Source organism: Oceanobacillus jordanicus (genome assembly GCF_022095695.1).
GTDB classification, from domain to species: Bacteria; Bacillota; Bacilli; order Bacillales; family Amphibacillaceae; genus Oceanobacillus_B; species Oceanobacillus_B jordanicus.
Window position 1 is genome coordinate 23620 of the sequence record NZ_JAIFZM010000008.1, and the last position, 25339, is coordinate 48958.

The 25339-nt window shown below is 38.8% G+C and carries 24 protein-coding genes, 1 pseudogene and 1 riboswitch; of the genes and pseudogenes, 13 read left to right on the forward strand and 12 right to left on the reverse strand.

Annotated elements, in window-relative coordinates:
• Positions 1 to 207: 207 nt before the first annotated feature.
• From K3T81_RS10595 to K3T81_RS10605, 3 genes are read left to right on the forward strand one after another with little or no spacing between them, the layout of a single operon-like run.
• Entirely contained in the window at positions 208 to 1146 is a 939-nt protein-coding gene (locus K3T81_RS10595; RefSeq protein WP_161464047.1) for a 1,4-dihydroxy-2-naphthoate polyprenyltransferase, read from the forward strand.
• Between the two features lie 17 nt (positions 1147 to 1163).
• Positions 1164 to 1553 carry a hotdog fold thioesterase gene (locus K3T81_RS10600; protein ID WP_286162921.1) on the forward strand — a complete coding sequence of 130 codons (390 nt, stop codon included), beginning with the start codon at positions 1164 to 1166 and terminating at the stop codon, positions 1551 to 1553.
• Between the two features lie 15 nt (positions 1554 to 1568).
• Positions 1569 to 1922, forward strand: a complete 354-nt coding sequence (locus tag K3T81_RS10605; protein ID WP_106897223.1) for a TraR/DksA C4-type zinc finger protein — start codon at positions 1569 to 1571, stop codon at positions 1920 to 1922.
• Positions 1923 to 2050: 128 nt separating this feature from the next.
• On the opposite strand, the gene K3T81_RS10610 is transcribed toward K3T81_RS10605, so the two are convergent.
• The 3 genes from K3T81_RS10610 to K3T81_RS10620 form a co-directional block, all read right to left on the reverse strand.
• Positions 2051 to 2635 (reverse strand): ECF transporter S component, encoded by a 585-nt coding sequence (locus K3T81_RS10610; RefSeq protein WP_161464049.1) that lies wholly within the window; start codon positions 2633 to 2635, stop codon positions 2051 to 2053.
• Positions 2636 to 2796: 161 nt separating this feature from the next.
• A riboswitch (FMN riboswitch) is annotated at positions 2797 to 2940 on the reverse strand.
• A gap of 186 nt (positions 2941 to 3126) precedes the next feature.
• On the reverse strand, positions 3127 to 7512 hold the full coding sequence (locus K3T81_RS10615; protein ID WP_275949831.1) for a S8 family peptidase: 4386 nt from the start codon (positions 7510 to 7512) through the stop codon (positions 3127 to 3129).
• Between the two features lie 570 nt (positions 7513 to 8082).
• A complete protein-coding gene (locus tag K3T81_RS10620) occupies positions 8083 to 9141 on the reverse strand; it encodes a M20/M25/M40 family metallo-hydrolase (protein ID WP_238019965.1) in 1059 nt (352 codons plus the stop codon).
• 127 nt (positions 9142 to 9268) lie between these two features.
• Between K3T81_RS10620 and K3T81_RS10625 the strand changes: the two genes are divergently transcribed.
• Both K3T81_RS10625 and K3T81_RS10630 read left to right on the forward strand, forming a co-directional pair.
• Positions 9269 to 9820 carry a thioredoxin family protein gene (locus K3T81_RS10625; protein WP_106897225.1) on the forward strand — a complete coding sequence of 184 codons (552 nt, stop codon included), beginning with the start codon at positions 9269 to 9271 and terminating at the stop codon, positions 9818 to 9820.
• A 93-nt stretch (positions 9821 to 9913) separates the two neighbouring features.
• On the forward strand, positions 9914 to 10921 hold the full coding sequence (locus tag K3T81_RS10630) for a potassium channel family protein (RefSeq protein WP_238019967.1): 1008 nt from the start codon (positions 9914 to 9916) through the stop codon (positions 10919 to 10921).
• On the opposite strand, the gene K3T81_RS10635 is transcribed toward K3T81_RS10630, so the two are convergent.
• A complete protein-coding gene (locus K3T81_RS10635; protein ID WP_036574641.1) occupies positions 10898 to 11311 on the reverse strand; it encodes a YugN family protein in 414 nt (137 codons plus the stop codon). The genes K3T81_RS10630 and K3T81_RS10635 overlap by 24 nt on opposite strands.
• A 114-nt stretch (positions 11312 to 11425) precedes the next feature.
• On the opposite strand from K3T81_RS10635, the gene yugI reads away from it, so the two are divergent.
• Complete coding sequence (gene yugI, locus K3T81_RS10640; protein ID WP_238019976.1) at positions 11426 to 11812, forward strand: S1 domain-containing post-transcriptional regulator GSP13; 387 nt, start codon at positions 11426 to 11428, stop codon at positions 11810 to 11812.
• Positions 11813 to 12227: 415 nt separating this feature from the next.
• Here yugI and K3T81_RS10645 read toward each other — a convergent pair whose 3' ends face one another.
• Positions 12228 to 12470, reverse strand: a complete 243-nt coding sequence (locus K3T81_RS10645) for a DUF378 domain-containing protein (protein WP_238019978.1) — start codon at positions 12468 to 12470, stop codon at positions 12228 to 12230.
• A 144-nt stretch (positions 12471 to 12614) separates the two neighbouring features.
• Between K3T81_RS10645 and K3T81_RS10650 the strand changes: the two genes are divergently transcribed.
• Positions 12615 to 13964 carry a glucose-6-phosphate isomerase gene (locus tag K3T81_RS10650; protein WP_238019980.1) on the forward strand — a complete coding sequence of 450 codons (1350 nt, stop codon included), beginning with the start codon at positions 12615 to 12617 and terminating at the stop codon, positions 13962 to 13964.
• Between the two features lie 41 nt (positions 13965 to 14005).
• Here the strand turns inward: K3T81_RS10650 and K3T81_RS10655 are convergent, their stop codons facing one another.
• Positions 14006 to 15499: a hypothetical protein gene (locus K3T81_RS10655; protein WP_238019983.1), complete on the reverse strand. Its 1494-nt coding sequence runs from the start codon at positions 15497 to 15499 to the stop codon at positions 14006 to 14008.
• A gap of 231 nt (positions 15500 to 15730) precedes the next feature.
• Here K3T81_RS10655 and K3T81_RS10660 point away from each other — a divergent pair, with 231 nt between their 5' ends.
• The gene (locus K3T81_RS10660; protein ID WP_238019985.1) at positions 15731 to 16900 is read left to right on the forward strand and encodes a MalY/PatB family protein; all 1170 of its coding nucleotides are present in this window, start codon (positions 15731 to 15733) and stop codon (positions 16898 to 16900) included.
• Between the two features lie 86 nt (positions 16901 to 16986).
• Here the strand turns inward: K3T81_RS10660 and K3T81_RS10665 are convergent, their stop codons facing one another.
• Both K3T81_RS10665 and K3T81_RS10670 read right to left on the reverse strand, forming a co-directional pair.
• Positions 16987 to 17565 (reverse strand): superoxide dismutase family protein, encoded by a 579-nt coding sequence (locus K3T81_RS10665; RefSeq protein WP_238019987.1) that lies wholly within the window; start codon positions 17563 to 17565, stop codon positions 16987 to 16989.
• Between the two features lie 78 nt (positions 17566 to 17643).
• A complete protein-coding gene (locus tag K3T81_RS10670; protein WP_106897233.1) occupies positions 17644 to 17835 on the reverse strand; it encodes a hypothetical protein in 192 nt (63 codons plus the stop codon).
• 119 nt (positions 17836 to 17954) lie between these two features.
• Here K3T81_RS10670 and kapB point away from each other — a divergent pair, with 119 nt between their 5' ends.
• On the forward strand, positions 17955 to 18332 hold the full coding sequence (gene kapB, locus K3T81_RS10675; RefSeq protein WP_238019989.1) for a kinase-associated lipoprotein KapB: 378 nt from the start codon (positions 17955 to 17957) through the stop codon (positions 18330 to 18332).
• 92 nt (positions 18333 to 18424) lie between these two features.
• Here the strand turns inward: kapB and K3T81_RS10680 are convergent, their stop codons facing one another.
• Positions 18425 to 18688, reverse strand: coding sequence for a phosphocarrier protein HPr (locus K3T81_RS10680; RefSeq protein WP_036574659.1), 264 nt, complete (start codon positions 18686 to 18688; stop codon positions 18425 to 18427).
• A 214-nt stretch (positions 18689 to 18902) separates the two neighbouring features.
• Here K3T81_RS10680 and deoD point away from each other — a divergent pair, with 214 nt between their 5' ends.
• The 3 genes and pseudogenes from deoD to K3T81_RS10695 all read left to right on the forward strand — a co-directional run.
• On the forward strand, positions 18903 to 19610 hold the full coding sequence (gene deoD / locus K3T81_RS10685) for a purine-nucleoside phosphorylase (protein ID WP_036574661.1): 708 nt from the start codon (positions 18903 to 18905) through the stop codon (positions 19608 to 19610).
• 180 nt (positions 19611 to 19790) lie between these two features.
• Positions 19791 to 20384, forward strand: coding sequence for a biotin transporter BioY (locus tag K3T81_RS10690; protein WP_106897235.1), 594 nt, complete (start codon positions 19791 to 19793; stop codon positions 20382 to 20384).
• Between the two features lie 126 nt (positions 20385 to 20510).
• Positions 20511 to 20975: pseudogene (locus tag K3T81_RS10695) on the forward strand (divergent PAP2 family protein); the annotation flags it as partial.
• Between the two features lie 98 nt (positions 20976 to 21073).
• On the opposite strand, the gene K3T81_RS10700 reads toward K3T81_RS10695, so the two are convergent.
• From K3T81_RS10700 to K3T81_RS10710, 3 genes are all read right to left on the reverse strand, one after another.
• Positions 21074 to 21772 carry a 3D domain-containing protein gene (locus K3T81_RS10700; protein ID WP_238019996.1) on the reverse strand — a complete coding sequence of 233 codons (699 nt, stop codon included), beginning with the start codon at positions 21770 to 21772 and terminating at the stop codon, positions 21074 to 21076.
• Positions 21773 to 21879: 107 nt separating this feature from the next.
• Complete coding sequence (locus K3T81_RS10705; protein WP_106898542.1) at positions 21880 to 22191, reverse strand: YuiB family protein; 312 nt, start codon at positions 22189 to 22191, stop codon at positions 21880 to 21882.
• A gap of 295 nt (positions 22192 to 22486) precedes the next feature.
• Positions 22487 to 23704, reverse strand: a complete 1218-nt coding sequence (locus K3T81_RS10710; protein ID WP_106897237.1) for an NAD(P)/FAD-dependent oxidoreductase — start codon at positions 23702 to 23704, stop codon at positions 22487 to 22489.
• A gap of 643 nt (positions 23705 to 24347) precedes the next feature.
• On the opposite strand from K3T81_RS10710, the gene K3T81_RS10715 reads away from it, so the two are divergent.
• Positions 24348 to 25334, forward strand: coding sequence for an NAD(P)/FAD-dependent oxidoreductase (locus tag K3T81_RS10715; protein WP_238019998.1), 987 nt, complete (start codon positions 24348 to 24350; stop codon positions 25332 to 25334).
• Positions 25335 to 25339 lie beyond the last annotated feature (5 nt).

Below are 25339 nucleotides of genomic sequence, written 5' to 3' on the forward strand. Positions count from 1 at the left end.
TATGCAATTAATACGTGAGGAACGGAAAAGCAAGCCAACGAAGAAATTCGATGTGTCATTTTTACTGGACTTTTTGAACAAACTCTTATCCTATTTTATTCCCTTTTTGCTGGTTTCTCAAGGAAATCCTCCTAGTGAATTGACACCCCCTAATAATTTCCCTAAAATTGATACGATACGCATGTGAAATCAGGGGGAAAAAAAGAAATGAGCACATCAGATAATCATACAATAAAACAAGCTTTAAATGAAAAAGAAGGATTCCAGATATGGTGGCGTTTATTACGCCCGCACACACTAACGGCTTCTTTCGTACCCGTTTTTGTCGGTTCCATGTTCGCTCTTACAGAAGATACGAACTTTCATCTTCTGTTATTTTTTGCCATGCTTCTTGCTTCAATGCTAATCCAATCTGCCACAAATATGTTTAATGAGTATTACGACTTCGTGAGAGGTTTAGATACCGAGGAATCTGTCGGGATTGGTGGAACCATTGTTCGTGATGGAATTCAACCCAAAACAGTATTGACCTTGGCTTTGACTTTTTTTGGAATCGCCATTCTTCTCGGAGTATATATCTGTATTGAGTCTAGTTGGTGGATTGCATTGATTGGTTTAGTATGCATGCTTTTCGGTTATTTATATACAGGTGGACCATTACCAATTGCGTATACACCATTTGGCGAATTGTTCTCTGGCTTTTTAATGGGGACAGTCATTATAGGAATTAGTTACTTCATCCAAACAAGCGCCATCACAGCAGCAGTTATCTGGGTTTCCATTCCGGTTGCATTATTTATTGGTGCAATAATGTTATCCAATAACATTCGAGACCTTGATGGAGATAAAAAGAATGGACGAAAAACGATTGCAATTCTAGTAGGAAGAAAGAATGCCATTAAGGTGCTTGCAGCATTTTTCATTCTTTCATTTATACTAACTGCGGCTTACATCATTACCGGTATCCTTCCATTATGGTCACTTATTTCGTTTCTTGCTATCGTGAAGGCATTTGATGTTATCAAGAAATTTCAAGGTAAAACCATGCCGATCGAAATGATGCCTGCCATGGCAGCAACTGGAAAAACTAATAGTATTTATGGACTTCTTTTAGGAATTTCATTACTAATTGACGCTGTAATTTAAGAAGGGATGTCCTTTACGTGGAATTTAACCAGACACTAATGGAAGCACTTGGTATCGAAACGAAATCATTGGATAAAAATCTTATTATCCTTACCATGCCAGTTGATGGAAGAACTCGTCAGCCTGCCGGTTATTTGCATGGTGGAGCGAGTGTAGCTCTCGCAGAAACTGCTGCCAGTATTGGGGCTATGGCCAATATTGACACAGAACAATCGAACGTTTTTGGAATGGAAATTAATGCAAATCATGTTAGGAGTAAGCGTGACGGGATAGTCACTGCTTTAGCAAAACCGATCCATCTCGGTAAAACTTCCATGGTATGGGAAATACAGATAGTCGATGAAGCAGAAAAACTAATTTGTATTTCAAGATGTACGCTTGGAATTGTTCCTAAAAAGCAGTCATAAAGAAAGGAGATACAAATGAAGACACATCTAAGTAGAGATCAATTAGATAAATTCAAAAAACAACTCCTACAATTAAGAAAAGAGAATGCGGAAAAGATCGATGAAAACCGAGAAAAAAGCCCAAATGATTCCATCAGTGAGTTAGCAGACTATGACAACCACCCCGGAGACATGGGTACCGAACAATTTGAACAAGAACGCGACGCTGGATTGAACCTTGTGCGCGAAGATCGTCTCCGAGAAATAGATGATGCACTAGAGCGAATTGAAAATGGCACATACGGTCTAAGTGAAAAATCAGGCAAACCTATTCCTGAAGAACGATTAGAAGTTCAACCCACAGCAAGATATCTTGTTGAAGAACAATAGATAACTGACGTACCCGCTTGCATAAAATTAATGCAAGCGGGTTTTTCTAATAATATTGAGATATAGTAAAAGATGCAAAAAGGGCTAGTCATTGCATGACTAGCCCTTTTAGGGAATAAAATATTAAATTAGATAAGACTAGCTCGCTTTTCCTCAATCCACTGTCTCATTTTCAAGAATAATGGTACAAACAAAAGCCCGACCACAATTCCTTTTATTAGATTAAATGGTAGTATACCAGCATATACCGAAAACCACTTAAATTGCTCTGTCATTTCCCAACCCATAAACCAACCATAAGCCGGTAATATCAAGAAGTAATTCAGTACACTCATGCCCAATGCCATCACAATTGTGCCCGTAACTAACCCTGAAATAACACTTTTAACACCTTTAAATTTATGATACATCAAGGCAACAGGGACGATAAATAAAACACCAGTAAGGAAATTAGCTAGTACGCCAATTATTTCCCCCCCACCAATCGCTAAATATAAAACATTTTTGATTGCAACAACGATTACTCCTGCTAATGGCGAGAAAATAAACGCGGCCATAAGAGCTGGAACCTCACTAAAATCAATTTTTAGGTAAGGGGTTGGTAGAAAAGGTAGTGGAAAGTTAATAAAGAATAACACCAATGAAATAGTCCCCAGTAATGCGAGAATAATAAGTTTTAATAAGCTGAATGATTGCGTCTTTGATGATTGCATCATCATTCTCCTCCTTCATCTTTAATCGATTCCTATCTCGTGATGAAGGATCCGCCGTCTTCCATTTAAACACAAAAAACCCTAAAGCCTAATCGGGGCTTTAGGGTATGTTTAAAAAATCATAGGAAAAATAAGCGCAATATATGCACTAAATTCCGGCTCGACATCTTCTCCCATCCAGACTGTAACTGTCGGTTCTGGACTTGCACCAGATCAGCCGCAAATAAATTTGCGGGTCACGGACTTAAAGCATGAAATTGCTTCTTACCGTCGGTCGGGAATTGCACCCTGCCCCGAAGATGGAATCGATTATTAAATTATATTAATAGTATACGTGAGTTTACGAAATTTGAAAAGTGTTTTGCTTCGTTTCCTTATATGTAGTTTGAGAAACCTTTGTTTAGTATACCTGAACCTCATCTACACTTATAATCTTTATCAAAAAAACAAGGTGTGTAGCCTAGGCTACACACCTTGTTACATTAATTGGTTCAGTCGACGTTAATGATTAGTTTTCCGTCCGCCTGTTCCCTTGTTTCATTTCCATAGTCATCCTTAACTTTCACTTCTACTACAGCACCATCTGCTTCAACATTGCTAGTCGCAGTCCAGTAACCTACATAGTGCCCATCTGAGGTTTCCATCATAGGCAATTCTGTAGCATTAGATACACTGCTCTTTGCATTTGTTAGTGGCATATGGATAGCGAAAGTTGCGTCTAACCCAGGCTCACTGTCAAATTCAATTTTGACACTTTCGCCTGCTTTTAGTGTTTTATCTTCAGTTGGTGTTAGATTCTCAATCTCAGGCGCATCGTATTTAACGTCAATTGTTACTGTTTCAGATGTCGTATTACCGGCAAGATCGTGTGCGATAACTTCGATTTCATTTTCCCCGTTATCTAACAGAATCCGCTTAGAGTACGTACCATCTTCTACAGTTGCAGACTGTCCATTAACTTCTACAAAGTCTAGGTTAGCATCAGATACAGTTCCTTCTACAGTAACTGTCTCACGATTAGATTTGTCCCCATCCTCTGGGCTGTCAATGGTTAATTCAGGAGCTTCTGTATCCAATGTTACGACAACCGGTTCTGATTCACCTATTTCTGTACCATCTAGTAGAGATACAGCAGTAAGCTCATTTTCTCCTTCTGTTAATTCTGCATCGATAGCGAAAGATCCTTCTTCACCTATTTCAGCAGACCCAACTTCTTCTCCGTTGTTAAGAAGTTGTACAGTAGTTGTTGATGAAGCAGTTCCTTCTACAGTGATTTCTGCTTCATTTGTAATTAGATCCTCTGCAGGAGAGGTAATTACCGGTGTTTCTGCTTCATAACTTACACGTGAACGAATCATATAGTTACCTTCAGCAGCTGGTGACGGAGACCAAGCTCCTCCTACCATTTGATAACTTCTTTCTGCATTCGGCCCATTTTCATCTGTTGCAAGGCCAGGTGCGGCAGTATTTGGCTGTGTTTGGACATAAACCATGTAGAAGTCACCCTCTACAACAATTCCATGCTCTGATAAGTCTACAACAGTCCAAGTACTAGAATCTCGGGTTGCTTCAGCAGAAATTGGTCCAGCTAGCTTCTCACCAGGCTGTCCATCTGTACCAGAGGCATCCCAAACTTCCACTGCAAATTCTGTTCCACCTGGAGAAGGAAATTCTTCATCCCAGAATTTGAATACACCGTCCGTTACGACAGCAGATTCTTCGCCTTCTGGTAGTGACATTTTTACTGCCCAGCCGTTTCCTGCATCATAGAAAGCACGTGCGTTTTCAGGGGTACCATCATCATAGCCGATTTCCCCACCTGGTACAGTGTAGAAAGGTTCTAGAGAGACGTTTGCTTCTGCATCGCCATCCTCCAAATTAACTTCTACTTCTGTTCCATGGTAACCAGCAGCTAAGATTTTCAGCGTATAGTTGCCTTCATAAGCTGTTAATTCATAATTACCTTCTGCATCCGTTTCTACCGGTGCAATATTTGCATCTTCCACTACTATTACAGTAGCACCTTCCACTGGTTCATCAGTAGCCGCATCTGTCACGGTACCACTTACAGTGTGCTGTGCAACTTCTTCTAGCGTGAAGTCAGCAGTTGTGCTTTCATCACCTTCTATTGTGACTGTTTGTTCTTCTGACTCAAATCCATAAGCTTCTGCTTTAACAGTAAACTCACCTGCAGCATGAAGTAAAGAATACGAGCCATTTTCTGGATCCGTATTAACTGTTCTTCCACTCTCAAGCACACTTACTTGTGCACTCATAGGTAACAATACCGGGCTTATTGGATCCTTTTCTGGCTTATCTTTCTTTTCCGGCATTAGTGGAGCAATTTTAGCCGGATTTACTTTTTCTTTTAAAGAAGCTTTTTTATCACTCTTTATTACTCCAAGTGCATTGTTAAAGCCTGCAATTCCCATCTGCCCATTATTCAGGCTGATGGCACCTTTATTCTCACCTTTAGTTTTGCCTTTAGTTTCTTTTACAGAAGCACTCGCACTATCAGAAGTGTCAGCTAGTTTAACATCATCAATGTAGAAACCATCTTTGACAACAGAGCCATCTGTAGTTAAGTTAAATCCAATGTAAACACGTTGCCCACTGTATTCGGATAGGTCTAGTTCAACCTCTTCCCAATCCTCAGATACATTTGTTATTCTAGCTAACTGTGTCCACTGTTCTTGATCTGTTGAAATAAACACATGGCCATAATCCCAGTTATTTTCTATGTTGTACCACTGACTGAATTGTAAGTATGATTCTCCTTCTGGTAAGTCAACGGGAGGCATAACCAGTGTTGTATTGGCATTACTATCATAAGTTCCTGCTAGGTTTGTTGCATATACGTTCTCACCGGATACAGCACTTTCCGGCCCTGACGTTGGAACACCGCGTTCCCAGCTGTTATTTTCTCCGAATACTGTCCAGCCTGGAGCCTCTGATTCAAAGTCCTCTGAATAACCAACAGAGATTCCAGGGTGCAAGGTTACAACATACTCGTCACTGGAAACTTCATTGTTTCCAAAGTCGTTAATTTTCCAGCTGTAAGTCAGGGAGTCACCATCAATGTGGTCTCCAGGAATGGTAGCTGTATATTCTCCATCTTTGAAGTCACCAGAAATTCGATCAGCATCAATTGTTTGAGTATCCCCATTATGATCGGTGTACTCAAGCTGAACAGAGGATACACTGATGTTGTCCATAACTTGAATGGATAAACCTAGATCCATTCCAATGTAGGATTCTGCAGGTGCTTCATGTTCAAAAGTAGGCGCTTCCGTATCTTCTCCTTCTTTTGTAACTTGACCTTCAAGTGTTCCTAATCCAGTAACAAGGGATGATACTGCGTCATATCCACTTACAAGGCCATATCCATAACCATTGTTTGGCACTTCTGTAAAGTTACCATCCGTTAATGGTGTGGCAGTAGTGGTGATAAGTTCTTCAATTTCATCTACAGTTAGACTAGCATCCGCTTGCTTTATCAAAGCAACCACTGCAGCTACTGCTGGTCCTGCCATTGAAGTACCATTCCAGCCACCTTCATAACCTCCACCCGGTACACTAGAGCGAATATTCACTCCAGGTGCAGAAATATCCGGTTTCACTTCATCATAAGGAGAAGGTCCTTGTAATGAAAAGCTTGCCAGCGCATCATTCGCATCAGTAGCTCCAGTTGCGAATGACTCTGGGTAATTGGCTGGTACTGCAATTGATTCAGGTCCGCCTGGGTTCGTCAATGTAGTATTACCTGCAGAGAATTCAGGGAAAATTTCCGCTGCTCTCCAGTTAGTAACAACATCACGGTACCATTCATCTAATCCAGGTCCACCGCCCCACGAGTTGTTTACGACATCTGGTGCCATATCAACACGTGCATTACCTTCTGAGTCTGTAGGAGCTAAAATCCACTCCGCAGCTTCAAGTAAATCTACATCTGTCCCACCAGCTGCTGTAAATGCTTTAACAGCGATCCATTGTGCACCAGGTGCCACACCAACCTGGTTAGATCCATCTGGCTCACTACCTACCATTGTACCCGTCACGTGTGTACCATGTCCTTGATCATCGTACGGTGCTTCTTCACCTGCAGTAGCGTCAAACCAGTTATAATCATGGTTGACTTCGCCCGTACTTGCATCATAACCACGGTATTTTTCTTGTAGTGCTGGGTGATCATATTGAACCCCTGTATCAATGCTTGCCACTGTAACGCCAGAACCATCAAACCCCATGTCCCAGACAGCTGGCGCGCCAACTCTTTCAACGTTCCATTCTACATTGGCGATATCGGAAGTAGGTGCTTTCGCGTCTTCTGTAACGGTTGTAAACAGTTCACGATTTTCGTTTGGCAAAATCTTTTCAACTTCCGCAAATGTGGCTATTTTTTCGGCCACTTCTTTAGTAGCAGTAACAGACATACCGTTTACTATATGAAAAGATTTATAATCCTCTACCTTCCCTGAATCCAATTGTGATTCTAGAAAGTCTTTTACATTTTGTTGAGAAGTAAGAGATGTCGCTTTTAATTCGGCAACGACTGCTGAACGTTGTGCCAGCTCTGCCTTCTGTGCCGAAAGGTTTGCTTTAGCTGTAGATTTCTTAGCTTCTTCCGCTACCTTTGCCGTATCTGCCTTTTCTGCAAACTTTACGAGAAAGGTAACTTTATCGTCTTTCTTAAACGTATCAAGCAATCGATCTGTTACCTTATTTTGTACAACCGAACTTGATGACTCATTAACAGACTGATGCAGCTTGTTGTTTGATTCGGCACTGGCCAAGCCTGGTGTGACCAATGAGAAAGTCATTAATACGGACGCAGCAATACTAAATGCTTTCGTCTGACGCCTCTTCTTTGTTTTCAAACTATTTCCTCCCCTCAATTTGTAAAACAGATTTTGCTAAGCAAAAAAACACCTACTGCCTCCTCTCCCTTTTGTTTCTTACGCGGGTTCAATGATGTCAGTGGTGGGATTTGTAGAATCTATGTTGTTAATGTAAGTATAATTAGCGCCTAGCTTGTTTTGTGTCGATTCATGTCGATTATATACTGAATTTTCAAAATTAATTAAATAGTCGCAGTTTTTCCTCCAGAGTTCATAGGACCAACGACTAAAGACTATCAGAGAACTGTTCTCCCACACCCTGCCAAGCCCGTCATCATAGGAATTATAACGTTTAGCAAAAGGTATTTTACTTAGCAATAATATTAAAAATGAATCAAATTACCCTGTCGAACCAATTGAAAAAGTCCTTTTATTTCTTATGAAAGAAACAAAAGGACTTTTGCAGCTATTTATTTAACTAAACATCCATCTATCTTCACCTTAAAGTTAACAAATGAATCTTTCGAACTAGACGCTATCTAATCTCGTTTTTGCAGAAAATAGCATTTGATGGACTTTTTGCAAACATCTTTTGTTATTACAAGAGAATTAATCTTCTAATGGGTTTAAGCTTTCTTCTCCTGTTAGCGATCCAAGCATTGTAACCAATAGTTCAATTTCTTCATCAATATCTTTCAAGCTCGCAGTTTCCACCGGAGAATGCATGTACCGTAATGGTAATGAGACGAGCGACACCGGAACACCCGCTCCAGTTAATCTCATTTTATCTGCATCCGTACCAGTCATTCTCGGTGTCAATTCATATTGAACAGCCATTTCTAAACGTTTTGCAGCTTTTTCCAACAGTTTATTTATTTTAATATTAATCGGCGCACCCTTTGCTAAAACAGGGCCTTTCTCAAGTCTCACTTCACCGTGTTTGTTTTTGTTTACGCCAGGATAATCTGTTGCAAAGGTAACATCACAAGCAATTGCCATAGTCGGTTGAATACCTGCCGCAGCGAAATAAGCTCCACCCATATTTGTTTCTTCATTAACTGTACTTGCTGCATATACACCTACAGAACATCCTCTTTCCTTTAAACGCCTTAATACTTCAGCAACAATAAATGCACCAGTGCGATTATCCAAACCACGGCCGGCAACATAACGATCCTTTAAAATTTCTGGTTCTGTTTTATAAACAGCTAGATCTCCAATCTGAATATTTTTTTCAGCTTCTTCTTTTGATTGATAGCCACAATCAATAAATAAATCTTCCAATCCAAAGTCGTTTTTTAGGCCACCATGATGCTGGGCATTCACACCAATCACACCTGTTACGGTTTTGTTATAGCCCAGTACTGTTGTTTTCATGCCTACTGCAGCCTTGGGATTTATGCCACCCATCTTATCGAAATGCAAAAATCCTTCTTCATCAATTCGGTTGATAACAAGACCTATCTCATCACAATGCCCTGCAAGCAATACCTTAAATGTAGCGTCAGGATTTAAAACACCAATTGCGTTGCCTGCATTATCTGTTCTTATTTCATCTGCAAATTCCTTTACATAGGTAATCCATTTCTTTTGAATTTCCATTTCATTACTCGACGGTGATGCTGTATGTAACAGTTCTAATAGGAAATCACGGTTTGCATTTTCCATTTATTATTCCTCCTTCAATTACTTCTTTTACTATAATAGCAAATAATCAAATAAAGAGCACTTTAGTTTACGTATCATTTTATTATGGATACACTCAAAGTAAATATAAAAAAGGGAGCAGATAGCAATGAATCTGAATACGTGGTTTGAAAAAGGAATGTCTCCAGATATGTATATAGAATCAATGGAAAAGCATAAGGAAAACCTTCTTTATATATACGATACTTTTTCTTTACCAGAGGATACTGCGTTTTTCACACGATTGCAGAAAGAGCAACTACGTGCCATTGTCTTAACGGAAGACTGGTGTGGCGATGCCATGCTTAACATTCCAATACTACTTCATATTGCTGAAGCAGGTGACATTGATGTTCGTATGTTACTTCGTGATCAGAATTTGGAGCTGATGGATAACTATTTAACAAATGGAAAATCCAGATCCATCCCTATTATCATCTTTCTGGACCAAGAAGGGAATGAAGTTGCAAAATGGGGACCGAGGGCAGAAAAGATACAAGCATTCGTAAATGAGTCACAGGCAAAACTCCCAGAAAAGGATGCGTCTGACTATAAAGTGAAATTTAACGAAATGATTCTTTTTATGACAAAATCGTTCCGTGACAATCATGATTTTTGGGAAGAAGTTTATAACAGTTTAAAAGGAACCCTATCTAAGTAATAGAAAAAGCTGGCAAATTATTGTCAGCTTTTTTGTATACACCTTAAAAGCCTGTGTCCATACTAAAAGTAAAAAGGAACAACAGGTGAGCATATGAGTGTTCGATTTATTAAACAAGTGTACCATCAATTACCAGTTATTTTCAGACTGCTATTGAGTATTACTGCCCTTATGCTTTTTTTCGGTACCATCATTCATTTAGTGGAACCAAATCAGTTTCCTACTGTATTCGAGGGAATTTGGTGGGCAATTGTTACAGGAGCAACAGTTGGCTATGGAGATTACGTTCCTCTAACTATGCCCGGGAAAATCGTGGCAATCACACTAATTCTGTCAGGTGGAGGACTCGTAGCATTCTATATTACCACTTTGTCAGCAGCCACGGTACAGCATGAGAAGGATCTCTTGGAAGGAAAACTTCAGTTTAAAGGGAATAATCATTACATTTTTATTGGCTGGAATGAACGCACCCGCAGACTGATCGACTTGACCATTGCAAATAGTCCCAGCACCCAAATTGTCTTAATTGACCGCACACTAAAGTCTGTAGAATATCGTCACTATCCTGTGCATTTTATAAAAGGAGATCCTACGGAGGATGACACCCTCAAAAAGGCAAACATTTCGCTGGCTCAACGTGTCCTCATTTCAGCAGACATCTCTGCAAAGAACGAAAGACAGGCGGATAATGATACAATTCTATCAACCGTGGCCATAAGAGGAAATAATAAACACGTACTCATTATTGCCGAGATCCTCACAAGGGTACAGATAGAAAACGCACTGCGAGCTGGTGCTACGACGATTATTCGCACGAATGATTTTATGTCTGGGCTTTTTTATCATGAATTATCTCATACAGCATCCTCTACACCCTTTGAAGACTTATTACAGCTAATGAAAACACAGCAATTCCATCATACGAAGATCACCGAGGACCTGCACGAAAAGACATTTAGTGAACTTTCTACCATTCAAACAAAACAGCAACATATTTTACTCGGGATTATACGTAACCATGACTATTATTTGAATTGTGCCCCCACTTTTGTACTAAAGCAGGGCGACATTGTAATTTCATTGGTCGCTTGGAAGAATTAGCGCCTCAAGTTTTTGAACGAGGCTTTTACCGATCTCAATATATTCTGCAGGAACATCTGCATCTGGGTTTGTCGGTGTCTGGAATTGATTAACCATACCTTGAAATGGACCATTTCGACTATCTTGATCATTCCCAGACTCATACTCATGCGCCAACAAGAAGGGTTTTTCCAAACGAACCGTGACCCCGGGATAATCCAGAGAACCTGCTACGGCATAAAAAGGCACACGCAAAAAATAATATGCCCCCTTATCATCCACTTTCAAGTCAAAGTAACCATTATCATAATCCCAATTCGCACCAATCACATAGCCTTCTGGTTTTAAAAGTTCTTCCAATACAAATAACGGATAAATTCTCTCTTCCACTTTTGAGTCTAATGGTACCATTCTTAACATCCCTTTCTACTTTGTTTTTCTTATATTTTGCCTAAACCTGTTTATTATGCTAAAATAATATATTGTGTGAAATGAATCGAATAATGTATATAGGAGTTGTTCAGCATGACAAACAAATTTGAGGTTGGTCAAATATTAGATGGTAAGGTAACAGGCATTCAACCATACGGTGCTTTCGTTGCGTTAGATGAGGAAACACAGGGCTTAGTTCATATATCCGAAGTAACACATGGCTTTGTAAAGGATATTAACGAACATCTAACTACTGGCGATGAAGTAAAAGTTAAAGTTCTTACTATTGATGAAGAAAAGAACAAAGTTTCTTTATCCATCCGGGCTACAGAAGAAGCACCAAAAAAAGCACCGAAGCCACGTAAGCAACAAACTGCAGCAGTTCAACATACCAATGATTCAGCTGGTTTTAACACACTAAAAGACAAGCTTGAAGAATGGATTGAACAATCTGAAGAACGTGACTCATTTAAGAAATAAGTAGAAGAGGTTGTTCAAAAAGTCCAGTTAAAATGACACATCAGTACTGATGACCTTCGACTAAATTCCGACACGTCCTGTGTCGAACGTCGAAGTCACCACATCCTGTGGAAGCTCGTTGGCTTGCTTTTCCGTTCCTCACGTATTAATACAATACGTTCTGGTACTCAAAGCTACGCCGCCTCGAACTTCTCGGTCCTTTTTATCCTCCTTTTTGAACACGCATTAGAAAGGGAAACTCAAACTTGAGTTTCCCTTTTTTTTACACGTTGGGAATGTTTGAAATTCAGCCAGGAAGCCATGACAATCTCGCTGGAATTTCGAAGTCCCAAGTATAAGAAAACCTACACATTCGCTAAAAGACGAGTGCATGCAAGCTTTTCTAATTTGTATAGCGACTTACTTATGTTCAGGATTAACCATCAACACGGTCGGGTTCTCTTTGTTTTGAAAAAGCCTCATCTGTTTTAAATAGCAATGGAATGAGCACAAGGCCGCTAATACCAACCAATCCATAAATAATTCTGGCTAAGGCTGCACTTTGCTCTCCTCCACCGAAAATAGCTGCCACTAAATCAAATTGGAATAAGGCGATTAGTCCCCAGTTAACAGCTCCAATAATTGTCAGCGCTAAGGCTGCTCTTTGTAAACCATTCATTTTTGTATCCTCCTTTTTCTAGTGATCGTGACTAGTTTTTACAGTTCCGTAAAGAAATATGCAGGGTACTTTTCTTGATTTAACCCCAACGCTTAGGTAAAGTAAATGTTGAACATTGAAACAAGAATCAAGGAGGGAAATAACGTGACACATGTTTCGTTTGCGTATGATAAAGCATTATCATTTTTCAACAAAGAGGAAATAAATAACATGGCAGGTTTCGTTGAGACTGCACACCAAGCATTACATAATAAAACTGGAGCAGGTAATGATTATCTTGGTTGGATTGATCTACCAAGTAATTATGATAAAGAGGAATATAGCCGTATCAAAGCTAGTGCCGAGAAAATTAGACAAGATTCTGATGTTTTACTCGTAATCGGTATTGGAGGTTCATATTTAGGAGCCCGAGCAGCGATTGAAATGCTTACCCACTCCTTCCAGAATTTGATCTCTAAAGAAGACAGGAAAGCACCACAGGTTATCTTTGTTGGACATCATATGAGTTCAGCTTATGTGAACGAGCTTTTTGATGTGCTAAAAGATAAAGATGTATCCATCAATGTTATCTCTAAAAGTGGTACAACGACAGAGCCGGCAATTGCCTTCCGCATTTTTAAAAAGTTCCTTGAAGAAAAATATGGTGTCGAGGAAGCTACAAAACGTATCTATGCAACTACAGACCGTGAAAAAGGGGCACTAAAAACATCTGCTGATGAAGCAGGCTACGAAACTTTCGTGATACCTGATGATGTAGGTGGACGCTATTCTGTTCTTACAGCTGTAGGACTATTGCCAATTGCAGTGAGTGGCGTTTCCATTGACAGCATGATGGAAGGTGCACAGGCTGCAGAGAAAGATCTATCCACTTCTTCTCTTGAGGAAAACCCTGCATATCAATATGCTGTTGTTCGAAATGTCCTATACAATAAAGGCAAAACCATTGAAATGTTAATTAATTATGAGCCACAGCTACAATACTTTGCAGAATGGTGGAAGCAATTATTTGGTGAAAGTGAAGGGAAAGACCAAAAAGGAATCTACCCTTCATCTGCTAACTTCTCTACAGACCTTCACTCTCTTGGACAGTACGTACAGGATGGAAGAAGAGATTTATTTGAGACAGTTCTACATGTCAGTAAATCGAAAAAGGAAGTCATTGTGGAAGAGGAATCTAATGATTCAGATGGCCTGAATTACCTAGCTGGTAAATCACTTCACGAAATTAATGATAAGGCATTCCAAGGTACACTTCTTGCCCATACAGATGGTGATGTTCCAAACTTAATCGTAGAAGTTCCAGAGCTGGATGCATATACATTTGGCTACCTTGTGTATTTCTTTGAAAAAGCATGTGCCTTGAGTGGCTACTTACTTGGTGTGAATCCTTTTGATCAGCCAGGAGTAGAAGCATACAAGAAAAACATGTTCGCCCTACTTGGTAAGCCAGGTTTTGAAAAAGAAAAAGCAGAGCTTGAAAACCGATTAAAGTAAACTCTTTTATATAGCAAAATAAAAACCCCATTTTGGGGTTTTTATTTTGCCGTTATATCTAGTAGTTTCCATCCTTCATTTGTTTTTCGCAATATAAACTTCATCGCTATCTCATTCGGCGAATCTGCATTCTTTAGGAAGAAAACTGTCGCTTCTTTTTTATTCTTCCTTTCCACCACATATTCTGTTTCATAAGCCAAATCCAGCCAGAAATGAGCTGCAGATTGACGTAGCATCTCCTGCCTTAAACTAGCCATTCCATCCTCTATAGTAGAAGCATCATATAGCGTTATTGTATCGTCTACTTGCCCCTCCTCTATGCTATACATGTAAAGAGAAACAACTTGTTTTGGAGATAAATCGTTTAGAAAGTCTTGATCCTTTTTTTCTGTAAGTAAATCAAAATGATCTAATGTCTGTTTATGTAATGGCCAACGGTTTGCATTTGTAATATCATCTTCCCGAACGCCTGAAAACGTGTCATCAAACATAATGATTAGTTTATTCGAAAAGCTGTAATCAGTATGTTGCCAATCATTTGATCTGTAATCTTGTACTGCTTTGTCAATGATACTCCAATAGATGGAATCTTGATGGTTTGCTAAAAAACCCTCCAACTCAGACTTACTTTCCTCCAAGTCAGTATCGCTTCTGATATACAGCCCAAGAAGTTCGGTGGCATGCCAACTTAATCTCAACGTCGCCCATGATGAGAGATCATCATCTTTATATGTATTATAAATCTCTTCAAGCTTTAATAATGTTACGGAGATTTCCTCCATGGATAACAACGTCATTTCTTCATATGCTGCTCCGGTAGCCGTTTCTTTATCTGTTAAAAGTTGAAGGTAGGCCTTATCCCCTTGGATGCCCTCCCAATTTCCAATATGTTCAAGTAGCCATTGTGGATCTTGATCGACACCGTAGTCCCCCATTTTATAGCCATGTGTTTCAAGGGCCTTTATCAAATTATCTAAATCTTCAACACCTGTCGCTTCCCCTTTCTGCATTTGTTCGAATGTTTTTTCAGATTGTTGAGTAAAATCTTCTTGTAACGCATTTTCTATTGCTTCAAGTAGGTACATATTAAAAGACTGTAGAAAGTCGGTTCTATCCGCTTGCAAATCCTCGTATGCTTGCAAGTCAAACTTTTCGTTTTTATTAAATGTTTCGACTAACATGGCGGGCGTTGATAATAGTTGCTCTATTTCTTTTTTGGTGTTTTTCAATTCATCTCCGCTGACTTTCTTCTCAGTGGATTCTACAATGCTTTGCGCTTCCTCTACTTGTGGGAAAGCATTCGTATTTTCTACCCCTAATGATTCACGGAAAGCTAATTTCTCCTGCGAAAAGAATTCCTCAATAGAAAGCTCTTTTTCTACAGTCTTTTTATGCTTCATTACACCAACTATAGTAGCTACAGTAGCATTAACTATAAAAACTATTATAAACCCTAAAATATAGTGGGATTTTTTCGATTTTGTCTGTTTACTAAAACTGTTTTCATGCTTTCTTTCTCCCCAGTTACCTGCCATTTCAATACTCCTTTCAAGAAAAACGTAAAAATAATAATAAAAACTATGTTTTAAACTTTAAAATGCTGGGTAATACTATCAATGTAAGACTTTCTCGTATTCCCCCTGTAAGCAAGGCGTTCTGAACGCTTTGCTTTTTTTTGTTCTATTTTTAAAAACAGCGAGCATGCAGTTCTGTTATCAAGTTTGCTATACTTAGTATAATTGAATTTTGTAAGGAGGAGAACAACATTGGGAAAATTTGATATATTACATGATAGAAAAAATACAAGATCAGTAAAATGGGATATGCTTCACCCCGTCTTTCAGACAGAAGACGTCCTGCCAATGTGGGTTGCTGATATGGATTTCATGGCGCCTGAAGAGGTCAATCAAGCTATTATTGATCGGGCAAAGCATGGTATATATGGCTACACAATCGTAGACCAAGCCGTAAAGCGGTCAATTGAGTCATGGTTAAAGGAACGCCACAATTGGCAAATTGATCAAGGATGGCTATCTTTCAGTCCAGGTGTGGTAACCAGTTTACATATGGCCATTCAAGCCTTCACAGAAGTTGGCGATAAAGTATTAATTCAAACACCTGTCTACACCCCTTTTTATAAGGTAGTAGAAAGCCATGACAGACAGGTTGTGAAAAACCCGCTACTTTACGAAGAAAATACGTATCAAATTGACTTCGTTGATTTTGAGGAGAAATTACAAGAAGGTGTAAAGGCATTTATTCTTTGTTCACCACATAATCCAGTTGGGCGCGTATGGTCAAAAGAAGAGCTAACAAAGTTGGCGGAACTATGTGTCAAACATGATGTTCTTATAATTTCAGATGAGATACATGGTGATCTGGTTTTTCCTGGGAACAAACATATCCCTATTGCCTCATTATCAGAGGAAATTGCGCATCAAACCATCACGTGTATGGCTCCATCTAAAACCTTTAATCTCGCTGGGTTGCAGGCATCCTATGTCGTGACACCAGATAAGCAAAAGCGAAAAACGCTTGAAGAGCATTTTAACAAGCAAGGTGCCCATATGTTAAATATAATGGGAAATACCGCCTTAGAAGCGGCCTATTTGCACGGTGGTCCATGGCTTGATGAACTTTTACAGGTCCTTTATGACAACAAAACCTATGTAAAGGAAATGTTTGCAGCACATGCAAGTGACCTAGAAGTTATTGATTCCCAAGGAACGTATCTACTATGGATTGATTGTACGAAGCTGGGTATGGATGAGAAAGAATTGAAAAAGTTTATGATTGAAAAAGCTAAAGTGGGACTGAATACCGGAATAGAATATGGTGAAGAGGGAAAACACTTTATGCGGATGAACATTGGCTGTCCTAAAGCAACCGTTGAAGAGGGTGTACAACGGATTATTCAGGCTATCCAAACAAAATAGTTACAATGAAAAAGGCCGAGCGAATTCTAATTCTACGTAGAATGTTGAATTCGCTCGGCCTTTTATCTTCCTTTTTAAGCTTGTTACTACTCTTCTTGGTCTTCATTAAACTCAGTCGGATCTGTTGGTGACTCCTCATTCTTTTCTTCATCAGGATTCGTTTTTAATTCTCCACATACAATTCTCTGCCCACCAGCGCCCCCCGGCTGTGTTAGTCCATCGTCTGGGCCTTCCTGTATAATAAAGGATGTTCCGTCTTCTTTTAACAAAGAGTTCTTACCCTCCATTAGGGTTGCTCCAGCCAGCATTAATTCAGCATCTACTAGTCCACCGGCATCTGCCTCAAGATTTGGTAAGTCTCCAAGATGTGGCCCCTCTGGATGCATTAGCCCATGCTCTTTTCCTTCAGGATTATAGTGGTTTCCAGCAGTTGTAAAATCAGGAGCTTCACATATTGGATATTCATGTACGTGAAAGCCATGGAAGCCGGGTTCCAGTCCCTCTAGCTTTACTTTTACTTGAATACCATCAGCTTGCTCACTTAAAGCAACTGTTCCTATCATATCACCAGACACATTATACATATCAACTGTTTTCATTTTTTCAGCAGCATTGGATTGGCAAGCAGTAAGGAAAAGTAAAACAATAAAAAAAACGAAGCGCATACGAAATACTCCTTTATGGTCATTTTAACTTAGTATTCGCCACTTCGTTTATTTTAATGAATTGGGCATAGGAAATGTTTAATTTTCCTTATTGCCCTGTTGCTCGGTTAAAGTCTCTTTGTAACTTTCATTAAATGCCTTTTCCTCTTTCTTTGACCGTTTATACAAGAGGTACATCACAACACATGCAGCAATCATAAAGATGATAAGTGTGATGACGGCAGGTATATATTCTGTTTTATCTTCTGGAAAATATAAAAATGGCATCATTTTGCTTCACGCCTTTCTGAGTATCATTATAGCAAATAAAATAAGATAACCAAATGGCAAACAATAATGTTCGCTAAACTGTGATATTTTTGGCAAAATAATAGAAGGAGGTAATATATATGACGGATAAACAAATTGGTGACAAGGTAAAGGCACATTATAAATCAGGTACCTACTTGGGAAAAATTATAGAAGATCGTGGTGATAAGTTTCTTGTAGAAGTCCTAGCTGTTGTGAAACATCCTATACAAGGGGATCTGCATAACCCTAATCAAACCGAAGGGGTCTTTTTCCATGAGCGAAAAGCACTTGCCTTTCATGAGAAAATGAATGTAAAAAAACCTGCAGTACACGCTTTTGAAAGTGATATACCGGAATACAAGATTTCCTTACAAGAAGCAGTTCAAAAATATAAGGAAAAATTGTTACAAGAGGACACAGCATATAACCGCGAAGCTCTTTTAGCAATAGAACGTCTTGAAAAGGAATATGCTTAGACAGTGATTGGCTAACATATCGCCTATGTTCGTTAATAAAAAAAGCTGCCCTCCCAATTTTTTGGAAGGAACAGCTTTTTTTACATGTAAAATTATTCACCAAGATGTTCTTTAATTACTTCTTCTACACCTTTAAGTGCATCTTCTTCATCACTACCGTTTGCAGTCACTTTAATTTCAGCACCTTTTGGAATTCCAAGTGACATAACACCCATGATGGATTTAAGGTTTACATTTTTGCCATTGTATGAAACCTCTACTTCTGATTCAAATTGTCCAGCTTTGTTTACTAAAAGTGTAGCTGGGCGTGCGTGTACTCCTGTATCAGCAGTAATAGTAAATGTTTGTTCTTTCATTGTGTATCATCCTTCCAACCATAATATTCATAGTATGTACTATTCTCTAGTACAACGTTCATTATAAGTGAATAACTGAACTAAATATATTATATACAAAAACAAAACTTTTTGAAACAAAAAAGCCCATATTTTTTAATTCATTTGTTTTTAAAGAGCGGTTATGATAACGTTTATTTGATATATGTTGCAAATTAAATTGGAGGGGTAAACAATGAGTGTCCATATAGGAGCTAAACAAGGAGAAATCGCTGACAAAATATTACTTCCAGGAGATCCGCTACGTGCTAAATTTATTGCGGAAAACTTCCTAGAAGACGTTTCACAATATAATGAGGTTCGTGGTATGTATGGTTTCACAGGTACATATAAAGGAGAAAGGATCTCCGTACAAGGTACAGGAATGGGTGTACCTTCCATCTCTATTTATGTAAATGAGTTAATTCAAAGCTATGATGTTAAGAAGCTAATTCGTGTTGGAACATGTGGTGCCATTCAGAAGGATGTAAAGGTACGCGACGTTATTCTAGCACAAGGTTCCACAACGGATTCACAAATGAACCGTATGGTATTCCAAGGGATTGACTATGCGCCACTTGCAGATTTTGAACTTCTTAAAAATGCATATGACGCTGGATTGGAAAAAGGATTAAATCTTCGTGTCGGAAATGTATTTACTAGTGATACCTTTTACCGTGATAATGCGAAGGAAGTAAATGAATTACTTGCTGCTTACAAAGTGCTGGCAGTGGAAATGGAGACAACGGCTTTATATACATTGGCTGCTAAGTATGGCCGACAAGCCCTTTCTGTTCTTACAGTTTCAGACCACATTCTTACTGGTGAAGAAACATCAGCAGAAGAACGCCAAACCACCTTTAATGAAATGATGGAAATAGCACTAGAAGCAGCTATAAAATAACATATCAGAAGCCAAATGAGATCGAACTGTACGATGGGTCGAACTTCTTTGGCTTTTTTCTATCACTTTAGCCAAATCTTTACAATAGCGTCTTGTTAGGCGATTTATTGTTAACCGAAAATAAAATAGGTTGACAAACGTGTCCATTTCTAACTATTATGTTGTTAAGGAGGAATGGATATGCGTACAAAACCAATCGATCTAACATTTGGAGCAGTATTTGTTTGTTTAATGGCAGTTGGAGCCAACATTACAGTCTGGTTTCCATTTCTTGCAATACCACTAGGTGGGACATCAGTTCCCTTATCACTGCAAACCTTTTTTGCGATAATAGCTGGCATGATGCTGGGGAAAAAACGTGCAAGTTATGCAATGATTACCTATATACTTGTCGGAACAGCTGGTGTACCGATCTTTGCAGGTTTATCTGCCGGTCCAATGCAACTAATTAGTCCAACGGGTGGCTTTATTTTCTCATTTGTTTTTATTGCCTTTTTTGTCGGATGGATCACAGAAAAACAAAAAAAAGCGCGTCTACCTCTCTATTCTTTAGCAGCACTAGTTGGCGTAGCGTTTAATTACGGAATTGGTGTCACCTACATGTATGTAGCAATGAACACATGGTTAGAACTTCCGGTTACATACGAATTGGCTTGGATTGGCATGATCCCATTTTTAATTAAGGACATTGCCCTCTCCTGTCTTGCTGCCCTATTTATCCTTCAGTTAGAGAAGCGAGTACCCGCAAAATGGATGTATGCGAAAGCTTCCTAATTAAATAAAGGACTTAGCAGCCAATAACTGATAACGGGAGTTTCATGCGTTTCCTGATGAGGTATGATAAACTAAGAGCAAGATCAAATATCGCATCAGGAAGGATGTTACGCATTTATGGATTAATTCCTAAATTTCCCTTTATGGGCTGCACTTGCTGCAATTGTCTTTGCCCAAGTTGTAAAAATACCAATTAAACTCATTGTGACAAAGGAGTTTATTCCTGGCCTTGCATTCAGCACAGGAGGCATGCCCAGTAGCCACTCTGCAGCTGTTGCCGCATTAACTACAGGTGTTGGTATTATCGAAGGTGTAACATCCACCGTATTTGCTGTTTCCTGTGTTTTCAGTATTATTATAATGTTTGATGCTTCCGGAGTACGCAGACAGGCTGGAGAACAGGCAGTAGTACTAAACCAGCTAATCAAAGACTTTCAACTGTTCGTAGATGGAGCAAAGGATTGGAATAAAAAAGAGGAATTTCAAAAGCGACAAGAGCTTAAAGAATTGCTCGGACATCAGCCAATCGAAGTTTTCTTCGGAGGTCTCTCCGGTATCCTAATTGCCTTTCTCCTATATACACTTTATTAATCCATAAGCGAAGAACCACGGTAGTAACTGAAGAAGCTTAACTCATACAAACACAAATAAAGGGAAGCCTGCCATTATTGGCGTGCTTCCCTTTTAAATTAGCTTTCTGTGATTTGTTGCCTGAATACCTGCAATGAATCTGTTTCATTTAATTGTTTGAGCTCTTTTTCCGTAAGTGTACCATCACCTAATTCAATTAGATGTACATCTAGCTCTTTCTTTCCCCATTGAGCATACACATCTTCAACGGTGTTAAAAAACAAGTCAATCTTATTGCCGGTAATGGCACTACCTTTGTCTGCAACAACCCCATAGCCATAGTCTGGAATGAAAAGTATCGTCCCAATAGGATATACATCTAAATCAGCCGCAATAGTAGAATACAAATCTCGTTTTACTTGAACACCTGAATACGTTATACCATACTCTGGATGTCCTGGTGATTTCCCAGTCGACTCTACTCCAGCAGTATATCCTGTTGCTACCACTTGTGATTTGGGATACTGATTAATATTAGCCGCTTCTTCTAGTGTTTTAGGTCCTTCAATTTCATCACTTGATATATACATTTTCTTCTGCTCTAAATAGTTCAATTCCTTTTTTTCTAATGATGATTGCCTGAATTTCGACTCTGCAACTGTGTTATTAACCGTGTTGGTAATACGCATCGGCTCATAATCTACCCAATCACGCACATCAGCAAATGATACGTTAGATATAGATGTGATGGTAACTAAAAAGGCTGCTACAAACAACGAAAACATACCTACTCTTCGAAACGCTTTTTTGATTTTCATGATTAACACCTCTCTGGATGTCATCATTTCCAATCTAGTAATATTTTATTCAAAGAAAGATAAATTCTCTATAATATTCTGTCTTTTCCTGATTGCTACTTTATCAATTAAAACATTTGATAACCGCTTTTGCGTAGCATTTTAATCACAATACCTGAAACTACTGCTCCTGCAAAACCTGCCAATAAAATAGTAATATCAGCCGGTGTAATAGATAGAAATTTTGAATACGCCTCAGAAAATGCGATTCCTGGATTTTTGAAATATTCTAGTGTAGACATATCATCCACAATCATTATCACTACTATTGGGTATAATATGGCCATTAACCACGTTTTCCTTAATAGCATATTTAGGATAAAGGCAATGCCAAAAAAGATAACAAAATATAGTACGATCGATACAAGCAATTGAACGATTTGCGCCAACTTGTGTCTCCCCTTCCACCTATGTACAGTAAAAATTTCATACAAAATCCATTTTATACGAAAGCCAACAAAAAGTACATGTTCTCCTATTCCTCTTCATTTAGAATAGTATGAAGGAAATTAATCAATTGAAAAACTTTCATTTGTTCATCTTTTAGCGAATGTGTATGTTTCCTTATATTTCGTACTTCAAAACCTTAACTTCATCGTAAATGTTCGCTAGCTAACATTTTTCCTAACGTCTACAAAAAATGCAAAGCGACTATTGCCGCTTCACATACAAGGATTAATAGAAGATATTAAATTTTCCCTTTTTCATTAAAAGTCCAGGCCCTCCCAGTTTTAGGAGGTAACGATTGTCGCTCATCTTTTTCATGAAGGTTGCTTTCCAGCCGAATAACTTGTACTGATTAAATAGTACAGCTATCCCATCATTATGACCTAAAGATGCTATTGTTCCTAAAAGTTTCGGAGTGAATTCTTCTAGCTCTCCTTCGTTAATAAAGGCTTTTACATTATGGGCGACGGTTCCTGATTGCTGAATCGCAATTTGCGCGGTAGGTGGAAATGGTCTACCTGTTTCTGGATCCATGATCAAAGCACAATCCCCAATAACAAAAACATCATCATAATCTGGTGTACGCATATCTTTGCGAACTTCAACTTTACCGCGATTTGTTGAAAATCCTGATTTCTCTACTATAGAATTCGCCTTAACACCTGCAGCCCAGATAGTTGTCATGGTCGGAATCTCTACAAGCCTTCCATCCTTCTCATATGTCACTTTATCTGGTGTACATTCTTTCAACATCGCCCCAGTCACAAATTCAACTCCACGTGATTCCAAGGAGTTCATGGCATATTCGACTAACTGTGGGTCAAAGCCAGGTAATACAGTTGGGGACCCTTCAATGTTGATGATTCGAACAAGATGCTTATCAATATCGTATTCTTCACAAAGCTCTGGAACACGGTTTGCTATTTCACCAAGGAATTCAACCCCAGTAAATCCACCGCCTCCGACCACAATATTAATTCTTGCCTGATTATTTGGTTCTTCATTATGATATAAAGCAAAGTTATACTCTAGATGTTCTCTAATTAGACGAGCACTGTTAATATCCCCAATGGTAAATGCATGTTCCTCAAGACCTGGTATGCCAAATGTAGCTGCTTCGAACCCTAATCCGATAACCAACACATCATAATTCAACTCATTATTAGACAGCTTAACTTTTTTAGCATCTGGTTTGATCGAAATCACTTTATCTTGAACAAAATGGACACGGTTCAAATTTACGACTTCTTTAATGGATATGCGAGTTCGATCTTGATGCAAGGTGCCGGCAGCATTTTCGTGAAGCCATGTAGTTTGGTAATGGTAATCATTCATATTTACCAATGTAATATCTGCCTCGTTCATTCCAATACTTTTTTGCAGCTTTACGGCCGTCATGATGCCTCCATAACCTGCACCCAAAATAACAATATGTGGATTATTCATTATGATCACTTCCGTTTATAATTTTCTGTTGTTGTTACCGTCCCAAACCCCAGTTACAATTTTTCGTTCATTACCTTACCAAAACAGAGCATTATCTCCGCATAAGGAGGTAAGCTGTCTCAATAAAAACTCCTGATAATGAATATATCTTTTATAGTGCGAGATACTACCAGAGGTATGAAAGCCCTGTTCATTAAAGAGAGATTGATGCTGTAGAGTGGGCCGTTCTTGATGATTACTGTCTCTGTATCGTTAATACGTTAAAGTGGAGTCTATATACATATATTTACATGTTTGTGACAAACTTCACTTAATCACTCAATTAAAATGACAAGCTATCTAAATGCTTTGTCACCTTGTACCTTTAAAGAAAAATATGAGTCTAGTATTCATAGAAATATCATACATCTGTTACACAATTGTAATATAGAGCACTAAGTAATAGTATATCTTTCAATTCTTTTTTTCAAGTGTTTCTTTTACTTTCTTAATTATTAATTTATTAGCTGATTTCCCCAATATATAATGGGAAAATTACCCTTTCACCTACTTCGTAATAAGCCATTCCAAAGCCTTTTTACGTTAATTATGATACGATAGGACTGTTGGGCAAGGAATTAACATGTAATGGAGGTATATAAGCATGACAGAAAAGGTTTATGACGTCACCATCATAGGGGCAGGTCCTGTAGGTCTATTCACTGCTTTCTATGGCGGAATGAGACAGGCAAGTGTGAAAATTATTGAGAGTCTACCACATACCGGGGGACAACTAACTGCTTTGTACCCGGAGAAATATATATACGATGTTGCTGGGTATCCGAAAGTACGGGCACAGGAATTAATTGATAATTTAGAGGAACAGGCAAACATTTTTGACCCTACGATTGTACTCGAGCAATCCATTGAGAAAATTGAAAGATTAGAGGACCAATCATTTAAACTAATATCGAATACAGATGAGGTTCATTATACCAAGACAATTATTATTACAGGGGGTAATGGTGCCTTCCAACCTCGACGACTAGATGTAGATAATTGTGAACAATTTGAAGGAGTTAACCTTCACTATCATGTGAAGGATATGAATCAGTACAAAGACCAAAATGTTGTACTGCTTGGTGGCGGAGATTCTGCAGTTGATTGGGCGCTAATGCTGGAGCCCATCGCAAAAAAAGTGACCCTTGTTCACCGTCGAGATAAGTTTAGAGCACATGAACATAGTGTTGAAAAGCTAATGGCATCAAATGTAGAGATTATGACCCCATTTGTACCATCAAGTGTCGTTGCAAGCGACCAAATTGATAAGGTTCTTTTTGAAGAAGTAAAAGGGGACAGACAGGTTGAACTTGAGGTCGATGCTGTACTCTGTAACTATGGATTCGTATCCTCGCTTGGACCTATCAAAGACTGGGGTCTAGATATTGAAAAAAACAGTATTGTAGTGAATTCTAAAATGGAAACAAATATCGCAGGAATTTATGCAGCAGGAGATATTTGTACTTATGATGGAAAAGTAAAATTAATTGCCACAGGATTTGGAGAAGGACCAACTGCCATCAATAATGCCAAGCAGTATATTGATCCAAAAGCAAGAATCCAACCAAAACATTCAACAAGCATGTTCTAGAAAAT

Bases quoted from the DNA above. Each gene is read 5' to 3' on its own strand.
- K3T81_RS10655 (WP_238019983.1), bottom strand. From the start codon at position 15,499: ATGGCAGGTAACTGGGGAGAAAGAAAGCATGAAAACAGTTTTAGTAAA.
- deoD (WP_036574661.1), top strand. From the start codon at position 18,903: ATGAGTGTCCATATAGGAGCTAAACAAGGAGAAATCGCTGACAAAATA.
- K3T81_RS10595 (WP_161464047.1), top strand. From the start codon at position 208: ATGAGCACATCAGATAATCATACAATAAAACAAGCTTTAAATGAAAAA.
- K3T81_RS10710 (WP_106897237.1), bottom strand. From the start codon at position 23,704: ATGAATAATCCACATATTGTTATTTTGGGTGCAGGTTATGGAGGCATC.
- K3T81_RS10670 (WP_106897233.1), bottom strand. From the start codon at position 17,835: ATGATGCCATTTTTATATTTTCCAGAAGATAAAACAGAATATATACCT.
- K3T81_RS10635 (WP_036574641.1), bottom strand. From the start codon at position 11,311: ATGGTACCATTAGACTCAAAAGTGGAAGAGAGAATTTATCCGTTATTT.
- K3T81_RS10680 (WP_036574659.1), bottom strand. From the start codon at position 18,688: ATGAAAGAACAAACATTTACTATTACTGCTGATACAGGAGTACACGCA.
- K3T81_RS10665 (WP_238019987.1), bottom strand. From the start codon at position 17,565: ATGCGCTTCGTTTTTTTTATTGTTTTACTTTTCCTTACTGCTTGCCAA.
- K3T81_RS10610 (WP_161464049.1), bottom strand. From the start codon at position 2,635: ATGCAATCATCAAAGACGCAATCATTCAGCTTATTAAAACTTATTATT.
- K3T81_RS10605 (WP_106897223.1), top strand. From the start codon at position 1,569: ATGAAGACACATCTAAGTAGAGATCAATTAGATAAATTCAAAAAACAA.
- K3T81_RS10645 (WP_238019978.1), bottom strand. From the start codon at position 12,470: ATGAATGGTTTACAAAGAGCAGCCTTAGCGCTGACAATTATTGGAGCT.
- K3T81_RS10700 (WP_238019996.1), bottom strand. From the start codon at position 21,772: ATGAAAATCAAAAAAGCGTTTCGAAGAGTAGGTATGTTTTCGTTGTTT.
- K3T81_RS10630 (WP_238019967.1), top strand. From the start codon at position 9,914: ATGAGTGTTCGATTTATTAAACAAGTGTACCATCAATTACCAGTTATT.
- kapB (WP_238019989.1), top strand. From the start codon at position 17,955: ATGACGGATAAACAAATTGGTGACAAGGTAAAGGCACATTATAAATCA.
- K3T81_RS10620 (WP_238019965.1), bottom strand. From the start codon at position 9,141: ATGGAAAATGCAAACCGTGATTTCCTATTAGAACTGTTACATACAGCA.
- K3T81_RS10715 (WP_238019998.1), top strand. From the start codon at position 24,348: ATGACAGAAAAGGTTTATGACGTCACCATCATAGGGGCAGGTCCTGTA.
- K3T81_RS10625 (WP_106897225.1), top strand. From the start codon at position 9,269: ATGAATCTGAATACGTGGTTTGAAAAAGGAATGTCTCCAGATATGTAT.
- yugI (WP_238019976.1), top strand. From the start codon at position 11,426: ATGACAAACAAATTTGAGGTTGGTCAAATATTAGATGGTAAGGTAACA.
- K3T81_RS10690 (WP_106897235.1), top strand. From the start codon at position 19,791: ATGCGTACAAAACCAATCGATCTAACATTTGGAGCAGTATTTGTTTGT.